Annotated in this window: 16 protein-coding genes and 3 tRNA genes; 13 read left to right on the forward strand and 6 right to left on the reverse strand. The window is 45.9% G+C overall.

Going from position 1 to position 14,477, the window contains the following annotated elements:
• Positions 1 to 8: 8 nt before the first annotated feature.
• From flgK to csrA, 4 genes are all read left to right on the forward strand, one after another.
• Positions 9 to 1,886, forward strand: a complete 1,878-nt coding sequence (flgK, locus tag QI63_RS02630) for a flagellar hook-associated protein FlgK (RefSeq protein ID WP_044013642.1) — start codon at positions 9 to 11, stop codon at positions 1,884 to 1,886.
• 169 nt (positions 1,887 to 2,055) lie between these two features.
• Positions 2,056 to 3,300, forward strand: a complete 1,245-nt coding sequence (locus QI63_RS02635; RefSeq protein ID WP_044013645.1) for a flagellar hook-associated protein 3 — start codon at positions 2,056 to 2,058, stop codon at positions 3,298 to 3,300.
• A 27-nt stretch (positions 3,301 to 3,327) separates the two neighbouring features.
• Entirely contained in the window at positions 3,328 to 3,774 is a 447-nt protein-coding gene (fliW, locus tag QI63_RS02640; RefSeq protein WP_044013647.1) for a flagellar assembly protein FliW, read from the forward strand.
• Positions 3,768 to 3,989, forward strand: a complete 222-nt coding sequence (gene csrA / locus QI63_RS02645; RefSeq protein WP_006188992.1) for a carbon storage regulator CsrA — start codon at positions 3,768 to 3,770, stop codon at positions 3,987 to 3,989. Before fliW ends, csrA begins: the two co-directional genes overlap by 7 nt.
• Before the next feature lie 70 nt (positions 3,990 to 4,059).
• On the opposite strand, the gene QI63_RS02650 is transcribed toward csrA, so the two are convergent.
• The 3 genes from QI63_RS02650 to tsaE are packed head-to-tail and all read right to left on the reverse strand — an operon-like array spanning position 4,060 to position 6,266.
• Positions 4,060 to 5,145 (reverse strand): HD-GYP domain-containing protein, encoded by a 1,086-nt coding sequence (locus tag QI63_RS02650; RefSeq protein WP_044013650.1) that lies wholly within the window; start codon positions 5,143 to 5,145, stop codon positions 4,060 to 4,062.
• Between the two features lie 3 nt (positions 5,146 to 5,148).
• On the reverse strand, positions 5,149 to 5,814 hold the full coding sequence (gene tsaB, locus QI63_RS02655) for a tRNA (adenosine(37)-N6)-threonylcarbamoyltransferase complex dimerization subunit type 1 TsaB (RefSeq protein WP_044013653.1): 666 nt from the start codon (positions 5,812 to 5,814) through the stop codon (positions 5,149 to 5,151).
• The gene (gene tsaE / locus QI63_RS02660) at positions 5,811 to 6,266 is read right to left on the reverse strand and encodes a tRNA (adenosine(37)-N6)-threonylcarbamoyltransferase complex ATPase subunit type 1 TsaE (protein WP_044013655.1); all 456 of its coding nucleotides are present in this window, start codon (positions 6,264 to 6,266) and stop codon (positions 5,811 to 5,813) included. Before tsaE ends, tsaB begins: the two co-directional genes overlap by 4 nt.
• A gap of 311 nt (positions 6,267 to 6,577) precedes the next feature.
• On the opposite strand from tsaE, the gene QI63_RS02665 reads away from it, so the two are divergent.
• From QI63_RS02665 to QI63_RS02705, 9 genes are all read left to right on the forward strand, one after another.
• Positions 6,578 to 7,405 carry an RluA family pseudouridine synthase gene (locus QI63_RS02665; RefSeq protein ID WP_044013657.1) on the forward strand — a complete coding sequence of 276 codons (828 nt, stop codon included), beginning with the start codon at positions 6,578 to 6,580 and terminating at the stop codon, positions 7,403 to 7,405.
• Positions 7,402 to 8,244 (forward strand): RsmB/NOP family class I SAM-dependent RNA methyltransferase, encoded by an 843-nt coding sequence (locus tag QI63_RS02670; protein ID WP_044013659.1) that lies wholly within the window; start codon positions 7,402 to 7,404, stop codon positions 8,242 to 8,244. The genes QI63_RS02665 and QI63_RS02670 overlap by 4 nt, the downstream gene beginning before the upstream one ends.
• A 61-nt stretch (positions 8,245 to 8,305) precedes the next feature.
• Positions 8,306 to 9,034 carry a tRNA (guanosine(46)-N7)-methyltransferase TrmB gene (trmB, locus tag QI63_RS02675; RefSeq protein WP_081984459.1) on the forward strand — a complete coding sequence of 243 codons (729 nt, stop codon included), beginning with the start codon at positions 8,306 to 8,308 and terminating at the stop codon, positions 9,032 to 9,034.
• Positions 9,035 to 9,262: 228 nt separating this feature from the next.
• Positions 9,263 to 9,616: a hypothetical protein gene (locus QI63_RS02680; RefSeq protein ID WP_044013660.1), complete on the forward strand. Its 354-nt coding sequence runs from the start codon at positions 9,263 to 9,265 to the stop codon at positions 9,614 to 9,616.
• Positions 9,617 to 9,625: 9 nt separating this feature from the next.
• Positions 9,626 to 10,000, forward strand: coding sequence for a chorismate mutase (locus QI63_RS02685; protein WP_044013662.1), 375 nt, complete (start codon positions 9,626 to 9,628; stop codon positions 9,998 to 10,000).
• 66 nt (positions 10,001 to 10,066) lie between these two features.
• Complete coding sequence (locus QI63_RS02690; RefSeq protein ID WP_044013664.1) at positions 10,067 to 11,698, forward strand: glycogen synthase; 1,632 nt, start codon at positions 10,067 to 10,069, stop codon at positions 11,696 to 11,698.
• 75 nt (positions 11,699 to 11,773) lie between these two features.
• A complete protein-coding gene (locus QI63_RS02695; protein ID WP_044013666.1) occupies positions 11,774 to 12,130 on the forward strand; it encodes a hypothetical protein in 357 nt (118 codons plus the stop codon).
• 71 nt (positions 12,131 to 12,201) lie between these two features.
• The gene (locus QI63_RS02700) at positions 12,202 to 13,131 is read left to right on the forward strand and encodes a hypothetical protein (RefSeq protein WP_044013668.1); all 930 of its coding nucleotides are present in this window, start codon (positions 12,202 to 12,204) and stop codon (positions 13,129 to 13,131) included.
• Between the two features lie 90 nt (positions 13,132 to 13,221).
• A tRNA-Phe gene (locus QI63_RS02705) sits at positions 13,222 to 13,294 on the forward strand.
• A 278-nt stretch (positions 13,295 to 13,572) separates the two neighbouring features.
• On the opposite strand, the gene QI63_RS02710 is transcribed toward QI63_RS02705, so the two are convergent.
• From QI63_RS02710 to QI63_RS02720, 3 genes are all read right to left on the reverse strand, one after another.
• A tRNA-Tyr gene (locus tag QI63_RS02710) sits at positions 13,573 to 13,654 on the reverse strand.
• 9 nt (positions 13,655 to 13,663) lie between these two features.
• A tRNA-Thr gene (locus tag QI63_RS02715) sits at positions 13,664 to 13,737 on the reverse strand.
• Between the two features lie 77 nt (positions 13,738 to 13,814).
• Positions 13,815 to 14,357, reverse strand: a complete 543-nt coding sequence (locus tag QI63_RS02720; RefSeq protein WP_044013670.1) for a hypothetical protein — start codon at positions 14,355 to 14,357, stop codon at positions 13,815 to 13,817.
• Positions 14,358 to 14,477 lie beyond the last annotated feature (120 nt).

Below are 14,477 nucleotides of genomic sequence, written 5' to 3' on the forward strand. Positions count from 1 at the left end.
TGATAAAAATGTCTACATTTGCTTCGATTGAATTGGGAAAACGCAGTTTATTTGCACACCAGCAGTCCATTCAAACTGCCGGTCATAACATATCGAACTCATCCACGGAAGGATATACCCGTCAGCGTGTTCAGCTTGATTCTTACGAGCCGCTGTACCGTCCCGATCTTTCACGGGCGGAAACTCCCGGACAAATCGGACAGGGTGTTGCCGTCAGCTCCATTACCCGCCTGCGCGACGAGCTGTTGGATCAGCGGATTGTCGCCCAAACCGATCAGCAGGGGTACTGGGAAACACGCGATTCCTACATCTATATGCTGGAACAGTTGTATAACGAACCGGAGGATACTTCCGTTCGGACACGGCTCGATCAATTTTGGGATTCATGGCAGGAGCTGTCAGTCTATCCCGAATCGACGGCGGCGCGCAGTGCGGTTGCTACCCGCGCAAAAACGCTGACCGATGCCGTGCACCATCAGTATCGGGGCTTGCAGGGCATCCGCGATATGATCAACGGCGACATTGAAGCGCGGGTTAAGCAGGTAAACTCCTTTACCCGGCAGATTGCGGCGCTCAATGAAGAAATCGTAAAAGTTAAAGCGATGGGCGACAATCCCAACGACTTGATGGATAAGCGCGATGTATTAACCGAAAAACTAGCCAACCTTATCTCCATCTCTGTAGAGAAGGTGGATGCCGACGAATCCTACATCATTTATTCGGACGGTATGGAGTTGGTACAAGGGCGGACATTCCGCACCTTCGGACTTAAAAGCGGTACCGGAAACGAAGGGTATGCCAATGTCGTATGGGAAGATTCCGGCAATCTTGCGCACTTCGGCGGCGGCAGGCTGGCTGCCCTTATCGAACTGCGCGACGGAGATGTCCGCGACGAAATCAATAAACTCGATACGATGGCAATGAACTTTGTCGACCTTGTTAACGACATTCACCGCAATGCGATGGGCTTAAACGGAAAAACCGGTATCGATTTTTTCAAAGAACAATATTTTATCAACAATACGGTCGGTAATTTCGACCGGAACGGCGACGGTGAATACGATTCTTCATATATCTTCCGTTTGACCGGCGCATATAGCCTTGATCCGCGCGAACAAATCGGATTGGAAGGGACGATCACCCTTTCCGCAGGAACGAGAACAGTTCAAGTACCCTACGCTTCCACTGATATGGTCGCCGACCTTGTAGACCGCATCAACCGTTCCGGCGCAGAAGTCGTCGCATATCTCGACCAAAACAATAAGCTCGTGCTCAAGGGGACAGCGGCGCAGGATACCGAAAATCCCGACTTTGTTATCAGACACGTCGAAGATTCAGGGCGCTTTTTAGCGGGATACGCCGGCGTGCTTACCGGAAGCGGTGCGGAAAACGCCTACGACTGGCAGCAACCCGATGCGGTGAACGTACTGTCGCAGGAAGGTGCACAGTATGCAGTTTCCCCCATTGCGCACCCCTCCGGTTGGATGGAAATCAATCCGGTTGTCGTAAGCGATTTACAGAATATCGCCGCCGGTTACCCCAGTCTTGAAGGTATCCCCTACCCCGGAGACAACCGTGCCGCCGTCGCTATCGCAAAGATACGGAATACGCCGGTTATGGTCGGCAACACCCGCACCTTTGACGAATTCTTCGCCGAGGCTGTTACCAATATGGGCTTAAAGGGCGAACAATCCGAGCTTGCGTTGAATACACAAACCGCTATCGGCAAGGAACTCCGCGATATGCGCGACTCAATTTCCGGTGTCAACATCGACGAAGAATTGGCGGATATTATTAAATTCCAGCACGGCTACAATGCGACTGCTCGTTTTGTCGCTACCGTCAACGAGATGCTCGATACCATTATCAACCGCCTTGGTGTCTAGGCCATGGGTAAATATATCAGGGGGCGGTGACTAATCGAAGCCGCAGAATAAAAGCGGCAGGAAAACCATTTGAATCGCGAAGCGATTCAACTCTGGTTGGACGGCCGCTTTTATTCTGCGGGCTATATCACACTACCCCTGATATATTTACCGGGAAAAAGGAGTAAGTATGCAACGGATTAGTTCAAATATGCAGCATTCGGACAGCAGCTATTCGGTGCGGAGACAAGAAAGCAGGCTGCACAAGGTAAATAGTCAACTCAGTACTCAGCGGCGTATTCAGCAGCTCCGCGATGATCCTATCGCTGCAGGACACTCGGTACGCTATAAATCGCTTTTGGCACGGCTTGACCGCTTTGAAAAAAATGCCAAGACGCTCAACGACCAATATAAGGTTGCAGAGGCGCCGATGCAGAGTGCGCTCAACATTATGCAGCGGCTCCGCGAACTTTCCGTAGCGGGTGCAACCGGTACCTATACCGCTTCGGATCTTAAAAAGATGGCGCCGGAAGTAGATGAGCTGTTATACGAGCTTGTTCAAACGGCAAACAGTTTTAGTGCGGACGGCACCCGTCTCTTTGCCGGTACTAAAAGTTTTACCGAACCTTTTGAGATTGTGATGGGCGACATCGACGGCGCAGGTTCCGCGGTTATCACCAATGTACGGTACAACGGTTCCATCGACACCAAACAGGTGGAAAGCGACGAGCTTTCGTTTATGGAGGCAAATCAGGCAGGGAACCGTATCTTCTGGGCGGAACGGCAAACGCTCTTTTCCGCAACCGATGCACGGAACTTTATCATACAGCAGGACAGTGCCATCGAGATAGACGGCGTTACTATCCCGCTCATCGCAGGCGATAACGTCTATGCGATTATGTCTAAGATCAACAGCTCAGGCGCAGCGGTTAAGGCTTCGCTCGACCCCGTTACCAACGGTATGAATATCGAAACGACCGATGCACGGCAGCTCTGGCTGCGCGATGCCGGAGAGGGAAACGTACTCGCCTCGCTCGGTATTGTCAAACCTCAGCAGCGGCCGCCGTACAACCTTGCCGATTCGGTGCGCGTATCGGGAGGTTCGCTTTTTGATGCGGTCATCGCGATGCGCAACGCGATGTATGCAGGAGACCATGAATCGCTCGGCGGCAAAGTACTCGGCAGTGTGGACGGAGCTATCGACAACCTCGCAGCGCGGCTTGCGGAAAACGGTTCCCGCTATGAACGCGCGGAAGCGGCGCTCGCCCGTTTGAATACCCAGATACCGAACGTAACGGGAGCGGAATCCCGCGAAGCCGATTTGGATTTGACACAAGCTATTTCCGATCTTAAAATGTATGAGTATACGCATCAAGCATCGTTAAGTACGGTCGGCAATTTATATAAAAACACGCTGCTCAATTATTTAAGATAACGATGACAAAAGAAAGGGAGTTTTAGTATGGAAATAAAAACGAAGGCGCTGGGTACGGTTCGGATTGAAGAAGATCAAATCATCACCCTGTCTGAAGGTTTTTACGGATTTAAAAAGTATCACCGCTTTGCGTTGCTCGATGCAAAGCAAAAGCCATTTATATGGATTCAGTCGCTTGACGATGCAGAGCTTGCGTTTATCGCCATCGATCCTTTTATCTTCCGGCCTGACTATGAACTGGACATCGATGATAGTTTGCTCGAACCGCTCGGCATTGAATCTCCGTCGGACGTACTGGTGTTTGCATTGGTTACCGTTCCGTCGGACGGGTCGGCAATTACAGCAAATCTGCAAGGCCCGCTCATTATCAATAAAAAGAATAAAAAGGCAATGCAGCTGGTCATCGGCGGGGAAAAATGGAAGACTAAGCATGATATCGTCGCTGAAATGAAACGCGGAGGTTCGTCATGTTAATCCTTTCCCGAAAAACAAACCAAAAAATCCGCGTCGGCGATTCAATTGAAATTACCGTTATCGAAGTACGGGGCGATCAGGTTAAAATCGGCGTTGAAGCCCCCCGCTCCGTCAAAGTATTCCGCGAAGAAATTTACGACGAAATTCAGCGTGAAAATAAAGCGGCGCTCGCGACCGGCAATATCGATTCGCTTGCTCAACTGGGATTAAAGTAAAAAACGGTAATACAATATGGGGGCATTGCATTACTGCGATGCCTTCCCGATCACCTGCTGCAGTCGCCGATTATACTACAGCCCGATCCTCAGGTACGCGTGAATGTTCCGTCTCATCATCTTTGAGAGTGTGCCATACTTTATCAAATACGTGGTGAATCTCTTTAAAATATGTTACGAGCTGCGGATCAAAATGCTTCCCTGCGTTCTCAAAAATATATTGGACAGCTTCATCATGTGAAAGCTCGCTTTTATACGATCGTTTCATACGCAGTGCATCATATACATCGGCTATTGCGACAATCCTTGCCGAAAGCGGTATCATCTCACCTTCAAGCTTAAACGGATATCCGCTGCCGTCCCACCGTTCATGATGGCTTAATGTTATTTCCTTTGCCATTGCAATAGGATAAGATGACACAATGAGCGCACCGTTGATCGTATGTTCCTTCATCACTTCCCATTCAATGCCGGTTAATTTGCTCTGTTTTTGCAGAATATAATCCGGTGTACCGATCTTGCCTATGTCATGAATAGCGGCCAAAAAAGAAATATTATCAACAAAATCCGGTGTAATTTGCGGGTATTGATTAAGCGAAAACAAATATTCGGCAAACTCTTGACAATAGAAATTGAGCCGTTGTGCATGGTTTCCGGTATCGTTGTCTTTCAGCATTGAAGCTTGCAACAAACCGTTTAGCATCATTTTATACATTCCAATCTGCTCTGCTGTTATATTTTCAATAATCACCCAGTATCCAAGCAGGTAACGGTTCTCCTTATCAAAAAGCGGATGGAATCGTACTCGCGTATACAGCGTTTTTAACGTATGCGATTTATGCACCATATTGCCGATCCATGACCAGCCTTTTTCTCGCGATCGTATGCTTTCAAAAAAGTCTTTTATCTCCGCCTGAGTAAAAACCCTACCGAATACATTAAAAAACGGCTTTTTCTCCAATGCGTAATAACCTGCAAATAATGTGTACACACTTTTGGTCATGTGGCGTATAACTAAATTACTGTCAAGAATCATAGTAGGAATACTTCCTGCCTTTGTTAATTCAGAAAGTTCATCAAAATACACCTGTTGTTCTTCTGCCGACATATCTCTTGTAATCTGCTGATTCCGCTCCAACGATATACTTTTTTCCATAGTTTAGTCCTTCTCCGCATCGCTCTTCCGAATATACTGAGGCCCTGCATAGTCTGCAGCATTCTTCAGTACATTACCGTGCTTTTGCATATACTTAATCATCGAATATGCAAAAGAGAGGGCATCCGCTTCAATAAAATGAAAGCGGATACTACTTTGTGAAATTGCAGCAGCGTCTCTAAACGCCGCCGTTCCATAGCCGGTAACCAGCCATTCTTCGTTTTCCGAAAAGTGCGGGAGTAAATCAGCCGCCGGTTTGTCAAAAGCTTCTGTTACCGCTGTTCCGTTTTTAAAAAGCTGAGCGTAAAAGCGTTCTCTTTTTGCATCTATTACTACGGCAATATTTCCGTTCCACGCCTCATACTGCGATGCTATGCATGGGAGCGTAGGAATAGGAATAAAACAGCTGTTACTGCTGAGCTGTAATGCTTTCGCCGCTGCAAATCCGAGTCTTAGGCCGGTAAAAGAACCGGGACCTTCCGGCGCCAATACCGTTTCCGTATCGGCGGCAGTAAATCCCGCGGCTGATACGGCTGCATCGATAAGGGGGAGCAACCGTTCTGCGTGGGACGGACCGTTACCGGCGAAGGATTGCGTAACTAATCCGTTAGGACCGTATGCCGCAACTGAAAGGGTTGAAGTGAGGGTATCTATTGCAAGTATATTCATGGTGCTGCCTCATATTCGATTAAGCTGTCCGTTTCATACGGCCAGTTCGTGATGGTAATAGTTCTGCTCGTATCTTCTTCCGGCTTGATATGAATAAGTACGGTACGTGCCGGTAATTCCGACATAATTTTTTCACTCCACTCGATAATACACACGCCCTGACCGTACAGCATATCCTCAACACCGAGATCTAAAAAATCTTCCGGTGAGCTGAGCCGATACACATCCATGTGATAAAGCGGTAAACGTCCGTAATATTCCGATATGATGGTGAAGGTGGGACTGGTAACAGCTTCGGATATATCAAGCCCTTGCGCAACGCCTTTTGTCAGCTGCGTTTTTCCTGCTGCGAGCGTCCCTTGCAGAGCAAGCACATCGCCTGCATTGAGTAAGCGGCCTAAAGCCCGACCAAAGTTGATAGTATCTTCTACTGTTTTTGTTCTGTATACCATATCAGCCCTAACTTTTTTCTTAGTTAAAGAAAGCATCCTTCGTAATAGTTACAAGCATAGTATACTATTCCGAAATCCGCTGTTTGTATAGGTCATCAACAGAAGCAAAAGAACGAATACTCTTTCCTAACGGATAATTTACTATCAATAAATCCACACCCAATGGGGGGGGGGGGGTAATCCTATAAAAAATACACTTTTTCATAATATCTTCTCCTCTGAAATCACCATAGCACTCGTATAATGGTTTGTCAAGCATATTGTCTCGGTAGAAAAAAACAACTATAATGCGTTTCTGTTATCCTTGAATTATGTGTAAAGAAACTACCCGTATTTATTTTGAAGATGATTACTGTGCGGTTGCCTATAAAGCAAGCGGTGAAAATTCCCAGACGTTTTTCGCGCTGCTTTTTCCGCATAAACCGTTTGTAGCTCCGGTCAACCGGCTTGATACTCCCGTGTCAGGCATCGTATTGCTGGCTTTTTCTGCCCAGATACAAACGCTGTTTTCCCGTGCATTTGAAGCCGAAGCTGTGCAAAAAGAATATTGGGCAATATGTGAACGGTCTACAGAACATCCCGCAGAAGTATCGGAGCCGCAGCGGCTGGAGCATTGGCTCGGCTTTCATACCAAAACACAAAAAGCCTTTATCGGCGCAGCTCCTATCGATATAACTCCTGCAAAGGCAACGTCTGCCGATATCACAAAACCTAAAAAGCATAAGAAGCCGGCGCTTAAAAAAGCCGTTTTATATTGGACGCTGTGCGGAGAAGGCGACCGGTACGACTTTATCCGTATTAGGCCGGAAACAGGGCGCACGCATCAGATTAGGGTACAGATGGCAGCCGCCGGACATCCCATCAAGGGAGACTTAAAATACGGAGCGCGGCGCAGTGAATCGAGCGGCGGCATACGCTTGCATTCCTACAAGCTCTCGTTTATCCATCCGGTTACGCACCAAAACATTACTGTTGAAGCGCCGCCTATGCAGCCCGACACCCTTTGGCATGCCTGCATGGCGGCATGCGCAAACAGCATAATATTCACAAATAAAGGAGAAGCGGACGCAGGTGCGGATACAACCGCTCCAGCTACATTACCTACAAGCCATCAAATAGACGCGGAGCGGCACCCGTGAAGCGGTCGAAGCAGGTAAGTGGGGCAGCCGCGTTTGAAGCTTACTACAGCGCTCTTTTCGGCGACCGTTGGCCGACGCTTCGGGAAGCGCTTCTCAAAGAGACGCAGCCGGTGGCGTTTTCGGTGTGCGGCGGAAAGCCGTATTATCTTGACCAAGCGAGTATCTATGCGGCACAGGCGCTTCCGTCGATTGATGAGGGCAGCTATTTAGATATGTGCGCCGCTCCGGGCGGCAAAACGCTGGTGCTTGCCTCCGGTATGGGACAGGAAGCCCAGATACAGGCAAACGAGTTGTCGCGGGCACGCCGAGCGCGGCTGCTCACCGTACTTGATGAGCACCTGCCGCCGGACATAAGCGCCCGCATCGAAGTTACCGGCTATGACGCCGCTACCCTCCCCCGCTATCGGCAAGCGTATTACGACCGCATTTTACTGGATGCGCCTTGTTCTTCGGAGCGCCATGTGCTTACCGATGCGAAATACCTTGCCTGCTGGACACCTGCACGGATTAAAATGCTGGTGCAGCGGCAATGGGCGCTCCTTTCGGCAGCTTTCTTACTATTAAAACCGGGCGGCTTTTTAGTATACGCAACCTGTGCGCTTGCCGATGCAGAAAACGACGGCGTCGTACAAAAGTTGTTAAAAAAATACGGAACCGAAGCCGCCATTCATAGCGGTACCGCAGCAATGGAATTTGCCGCAACCAATACCAAAACAGCCGGCAAAAACAGCACACCGCTGATGCTCGGCGAAAAAACGCTGTTCGGCAGCCGGTTTTTGCCCGATACCTGCGGGGGAGCAGGCCCCTTGTATTTTTCGCTTATCGAAAAAACGAATTAAGAGAAGGAATACCATGATAACAGAACAGACAGACCATAGTGAACAAACCGGCGTAGCCGATATGCCGCCGCAGGGACGACCCATTAGAACCTTTGTACTGCGGAAAGGGCGGATTACCGAGGCTCAAAAAAAAGCGTATGCGGAATATGCGCCGCGCTGGTGCATCCCCTACAAAGCGCAACAGCTTTCTTTTAAAGAAATCTTTGCGAATGATCATCCGGTCATCATCGAAATAGGATTCGGCATGGGGGTCGCAACAGCTGAAATCGCAGCGCAGCATCCCGAAATCAACTATATCGGCATTGAGGTTTTTCAAGCAGGGGTCGGAAAGCTCTTAAACGAAATTGAGCAGCGCGGGCTTAAAAATATCCGCATTATCGAACACGACGCTATTGAAGTATTGGAAAAGATGATCCCCGACGCCTCAATCGCAGGCTTCCATATCTTTTTCCCCGACCCATGGCAAAAGAAAAAACACCATAAACGGAGGCTGCTCCATCGCCCAAGAACCGACCTGCTGGCCCAAAAACTGCAAGAAAACGGCTACCTCTATATGGTAACCGATTGGTACGACTATGCAGAGGATGCCTTTGCCGAACTTTCGGCCACTGAAGGGCTCCGGTCAAAATACGAAGGGTTCGCCCCTCCGCAGCCATGGCGTCCCAAAACCAAGTTTGAACAAAAAGGCCTCAATAAAGCGCACCCCATCACCGAACTGATGTTTATCCGACCTGCACACGACAGGGTAAATGCATCAGGCCGTTTTTTAGTAGCCCCGCAGAATAAGTGAGTCTATTCAACCAGAGTTGAACCGCTCTGCAGTTCAAATGGTCTCATAGCCTCACTTATTCTGCGCTTTTTATTTACTCTGCCTGATGCGTTTACCCGTCTGCTAGGAAAAGGTGCGAAATTTTAGGAAAAATTTCGCACTAAAAAGGTCCATATTCATTCACGTAAAAATCTAACCGAAATGCGAGGGCTTGCATGTTCCAATCGGACAAGTTATACTCGGTCAGTGATGGCATCTCCGATAATTAGAAAACAAGTTACTATTCGTTTTTTGCATAGAACCGTACTTTTCCTCTTTACCGTTCTGATTGCCTTATTCGTTTTATTCGTGTTAGGGAATATTCAGAACTTTTTGGATTCAAGCCAGATTATTATTCTGCAATTTCTTATCGCAGGCGGCATTTTACTGTTCTTAGTTGCCGTTTTTGCTTTATTGTTTGAAATCAACTACAATATCTATTTACGGAAGCCCTACTACCTCGGACGCTGTATTATCAGCGGTATTGCTTGTATATTCGGACTCGTAATTGCAATTGCAGCCTCCGCTATTCTTTTACTTTCGAGCGGTCTTAATCTGGTATAAGGACATACAATGATGTTTTGGAAAAAACTGTACGCAGGAAGAGCAGCCGTATGTACTCAAAATACGCAGGAGCAGATCAAAACAGCCGTCGTTACGGCGTACACACGCTTTTTGGAACTCAACAGATTGCATGAAAAAGATATCGTTTCCCTACAATTTTCGATTACATCCGATATAACAGCGGCAAATCCTGCAACTTTATTGCGCTCCGCCGGTTATGCTTCTGCGGTCGCCCTTTTTTGCAGTACGGAACCGGATATCGACGGCAGTCCTCACGGTATCATTCGCTTCCTTTTCTATTACTATGGAAAAAAGAAAGCGATACCGGTTTATTTGGGCGGGGCGGAAAAACTCAGGCCGGATCTGTTTCATCGCACAACATAGCGGATATTTCTGAAAACTTCGGTTTTAAGAGGTACCCTTTACTTTCTTTAAGGATATTCCAGTTTTATGAGCACCAAGGAAAATAATGGATTGATATGGGTTGTAAGCCGTGAATATGCCGGCTTTGCAGAAGCCGGAGGCGTAAAAAACGTCGTAAAGTCATTGGCAGAAGCAGCGGCAGCTTACGGTCTTACGGTTACGGTATTTTTGCCCCGTTACGGAAACAATAGCGAAGATCTCGATAACTGCATCGGAGAAGCACAGATACGTGTCGGTGATACCCCGCATTTGGTGAGATATTTTGAACTTTTCAGGAAAAACATCCGTTTCATCTTTATCGACTCCGGTATTTTCACGGAAAAAAAAGATATTTATACCTACTGCGCCGAAGAACTCGATTATTTTCGGGAAAAGCTGCACCGGCCTGATCTTAAAAAAGGAGACGGTTACATCGACAACCACGAAATGAACGTATTATTTCAAAAAGCGGTCTATTGTTACGGATTACGCAACCATACTGCTCCGCAGGTATTGCACTGCCATGATGCCCACACCGCTTTGCTTCCTGCGTTCATCTCTGCCCGATGTACGGGCAGGCGGCTATTTCGGCATACCCGTACACTTATCACCATCCATAACGCAGGGGACGGCTACCGCCAAACCTTTTATTCGTTCGAATATGCGGCACATTTAACCGATCTTCCTCACAGAGTATTGGAATATGGCAGAGTCGATTATACGGTCGAACCCTTTCTTGTCGGTTCCGCCTTTGCTGATTTAACGACGGTGTCTCCGTGGTATGCAAAGCAGCTGATTTCACCCGAACATTCGCCGTATTCTTATCTTTTTTCAAAAACCCTCGCCCAAAAGCATATTCACATTACCGGCATTACCAACGGAATCGATTTTGGAGCCTATAATCCTTGCGATATGGAGTGTTCGGGACTCCCTTTCGCGTTTGACATACAAAAAGAGCAGTTTGAAGGAAAATATGCCTGCCGTTCATTTTTACTGGACAAACTACAATCGCAGACCTGCACAGCGCCGCTGTATGATGGCATACAACAATACGGCAGCATGAGTACACAAGAAGAGAAGAGAACACTCTACCTGATGTACCACGGCCGGTTGGTTCGGCAAAAAGGCATCGATGTATTACTCAAAGCAATTCCCCGCATACTGGAACGCTCTCCTAACCTGCGGTTTATCGTAATGGGACAGGGAAATCCCGAACTTGAAGCCGAAGCAATCGCCCTCGCTGCCGCACTACCCGGAAAATTTGTGTATTGCAAGGGATATAATCGCAATGCGGCAAGGCTCATCACCGCGGCAGCGGACTTTATTGTTTTACCGAGTTTATTTGAGCCATGCGGCTTGGAAGATCTTATCGCACAAGTTTACGGTACCATCCCGATTGCGAACGCACAAGGAGGCTTGCAAAAAATCATAAACGGGAAAACAGGCTTCTTATATACGCTTCCGAATGGCGAAGAACAAAACACCGACATACATATCAGTGCATTGACGGAAGCCGTATTGAACCAAGCAGAATCTTTTTTTGCAACCGATAAAGCAAGGCTCACCGATATTCCGTATTTTAAAAATATTATTTTACAAGCATGCACAGCGCTCCATACGGAATTTTCATGGAAGCATATTTTTACCCAACAGTATCTAAAACTCTATTTTCCTAATTGATGATTTTTTTTCTTATTATTGAAAGCCCCTCATCTTATGCCGATATAAAAAGAGAGTGCTATAGCAAGGGAAAAAATGGAAAAAGAGATTATTATACATTTTCTGAATGAGCATTGGGATGAGTTTGCTGATTTGTTATCCGAAACAGCTGATGCGGATGTCGGCCGCACACTTATGGAGAAATTTCCCGATGACTTTTTCGAATTTGCGAATTTACTTTCAAAAATGATGACTGTGCAACAAAGGCAAGCAATTGATAAACAAACAGGGCTTTTAGAAAAAGCACAGCAATTCCGGAAAAACGATTCTCTCAATGACGAAGAAGAACATGCTGCAATTATCGTTAAAAACGGCCTTTTTATGGTGCAGCCTCAACGATACAACGAAGCATTGAATAGCTCTTTTAAAACACTGGTCGATTCAGTTCTCTAGTACAAAACGGGAATTTATGAATAATAAAGCATCTCTAATAAGAAATATAAAATCTAATGGAAATAGGAAATATGGAAGACAAACAAACTGAATCGGAACTAAAAAAAACAACTATGGACATTCCAACCAAACGGCGATTCGGCGATAGAAAAGAAGGACGGCGTATCCGTTCGATAGAACCCATGGCGGTAGTAGCTCCCTTTATTATGCCGTCAAGAATAGGAGCACAAAATTTATTTCAAGACAGCATCAATGTCGCTGCGATAGAACATTTCGTACATAAAAAAAGAGCCGATGGCCTTATCGGTTTCGGCATCATGCATGTATTGGTTGCAGCCTATGTGCGGACAATATCACAGCGGCCGGGTATTAATCGATTTTTAAGTGGATTGAGACTTTATGCCCGCCATAACATAGAAGTGGTCATGGCCGTTAAGAAAGAGATGTCGCTGGAAGCCGAAGAAACAATGATGAAATTTTTCTTTGACCGAAGCGCAACCGTCACCGATGTGTATCACCAGATGACTCAGAAAATAGAAGAGTATCGAAATAAACGTGAAGAAAAAGAAAGTGCCTTTGATAAAATTGCGCGTAAACTCGGATTTATGCCGAATTTTCAATTACGTGCAGCAATCGCATTTCTGAACTGGCTTGACTTCCATAACTTGTTGCCGGAAAGCTTGCGACTGCTCAGTCCTTTTCACTGTTCCGTTGTCTTTTCCTCGATGGGCTCGTTAGGTATCCGCCCTATATTTCATCATTTGTACGACTTCGGTAATGCACCCGTATTTATCACTTTTAGCGCGATGCGGAGATCACAAGAAATTGCACGGGACGGTACAGTTACCAATATACGAAACCTTGACCTTGCCGTTACCACCGATGAACGGATTTGTGACGGCTTCTATTATGCCTCCGCTTTCCATGAATTGCATAAATATCTGGAAAATCCGGAACTGCTTGAACAACCGCCGGCAACAATTATCTACGATATAGAGTAACAAGTTCACCTATTCTGAGTGTCAAGTATAAACTGCAAGCAGGTACTTGACACATATCGGAAAATCGGATATAAGTTTTCTATTGTTTTTGCCGTTGTAGCTCAGTCGGTAGAGCAAAGGACTGAAAATCCTTGTGTCGACAGTTCGATTCTGTCCGACGGCATTATTTAATCTTTTCAGTGTTTTTTAATCTTCTGTCAATATTTCCACTATCATCTATTATTTATTATATATTTTATAGCTGCCGTTGATTTTATATTGTATGCTCCAATATAAGTGAGAAGAACGGCGGGTATTAAACCCTTGTACAAATAAACTCAACATATTTTAAAATTAAAAAACTTTAAGCATCTAAGTGATTGATGATATGAAAAAAATGGAAAATGAAAACCGGCGAACCTCAGCTGGTACATTCGCCTGTATTTATTTTGAAATAAAAAATGGGGAGACAAGGATTCGAACCTTGGAAGGCGGAGCCAACAGATTTACAGTCTGCCCCCTTTGACCGCTCGGGAATCTCCCCATATTGATGAGCCAACTTAGGGATTCGAACCCTAGACCCCGAGATTACAAATCACGTGCTCTGGCCAGCTGAGCTAAGTTGGCATAAATATGGAATGTATCATATCGGTTTTCTTTTTGTCTGTCAAGTGTAAAACAAACAAAAAGCTGAAGCATTATCGCTAACTATTCTTTGTAAATCTTTTTATATACTCAAGCAGTTCTTCATATTGTTCTTTAGTCTCAAATGCATCTTTTTTGAAATACAAGAAACGTCCGTTTGTAAATTCTAAAATATAAAATGCTTCATTATCGATATCAAATAAAAAATCTTTTAATAAAAATTTCGTCGATGTTCCTAACTTTATTGCCTCAACATAACCATCTGTTATTTCTGTAATGACCTCAATTTTGTCTTTTGGCAAATTAAATTTTTCGGCAGCCAGAGCATACTGCTTCCGCAGATTCTCCTTCAATTTCCGTAAATATATTTGTTTTGCAAAAATAATTTCCGCGAGAGCCCATAAAATATAGGAGACAGTGATAATCCTTTGGAATAAGTAGCCTTTACTTAGCATGAGCACCAGCACAAGAAAGCTGATAATGACACAGGTTGAAAGTATTCTGCGCTTTTTGATATTTTTACTTAGGATACCTGTTTGCTTCCACATATCTAATGTAATATTTATTTGATCTTCTACAGAGACGCTCTCTTTTATAATCATCTATAGTTACCCTTTTGGCTTTAACAGCGATGCATGGACGATGCCTGCACCGCTGCTCTTTTGCGCGTTAGTATAGGCTATACGTTAGACCTATTCGATAACTGCGTTTTCGAATAGGTC

Origin of the sequence: Treponema sp. OMZ 838 (assembly GCF_000775995.1) — a bacterium.
Lineage (GTDB): Bacteria > Spirochaetota > Spirochaetia > Treponematales > Treponemataceae > Treponema.

Coding starts and splice junctions, on each gene's coding strand:
- flgK (WP_044013642.1), top strand. CDS start 9: ATGTCTACATTTGCTTCGATTGAATTGGGAAAACGCAGTTTATTTGCA.
- QI63_RS02635 (WP_044013645.1), top strand. CDS start 2,056: ATGCAACGGATTAGTTCAAATATGCAGCATTCGGACAGCAGCTATTCG.
- fliW (WP_044013647.1), top strand. CDS start 3,328: ATGGAAATAAAAACGAAGGCGCTGGGTACGGTTCGGATTGAAGAAGAT.
- csrA (WP_006188992.1), top strand. CDS start 3,768: ATGTTAATCCTTTCCCGAAAAACAAACCAAAAAATCCGCGTCGGCGAT.
- QI63_RS02650 (WP_044013650.1), bottom strand. CDS start 5,145: ATGGAAAAAAGTATATCGTTGGAGCGGAATCAGCAGATTACAAGAGAT.
- tsaB (WP_044013653.1), bottom strand. CDS start 5,814: ATGAATATACTTGCAATAGATACCCTCACTTCAACCCTTTCAGTTGCG.
- tsaE (WP_044013655.1), bottom strand. CDS start 6,266: ATGGTATACAGAACAAAAACAGTAGAAGATACTATCAACTTTGGTCGG.
- QI63_RS02665 (WP_044013657.1), top strand. CDS start 6,578: ATGTGTAAAGAAACTACCCGTATTTATTTTGAAGATGATTACTGTGCG.
- trmB (WP_081984459.1), top strand. CDS start 8,306: ATGCCGCCGCAGGGACGACCCATTAGAACCTTTGTACTGCGGAAAGGG.
- QI63_RS02680 (WP_044013660.1), top strand. CDS start 9,263: ATGGCATCTCCGATAATTAGAAAACAAGTTACTATTCGTTTTTTGCAT.
- QI63_RS02685 (WP_044013662.1), top strand. CDS start 9,626: ATGATGTTTTGGAAAAAACTGTACGCAGGAAGAGCAGCCGTATGTACT.
- QI63_RS02690 (WP_044013664.1), top strand. CDS start 10,067: ATGAGCACCAAGGAAAATAATGGATTGATATGGGTTGTAAGCCGTGAA.
- QI63_RS02695 (WP_044013666.1), top strand. CDS start 11,774: ATGGAAAAAGAGATTATTATACATTTTCTGAATGAGCATTGGGATGAG.
- QI63_RS02700 (WP_044013668.1), top strand. CDS start 12,202: ATGGAAGACAAACAAACTGAATCGGAACTAAAAAAAACAACTATGGAC.
- QI63_RS02720 (WP_044013670.1), bottom strand. CDS start 14,357: ATGATTATAAAAGAGAGCGTCTCTGTAGAAGATCAAATAAATATTACA.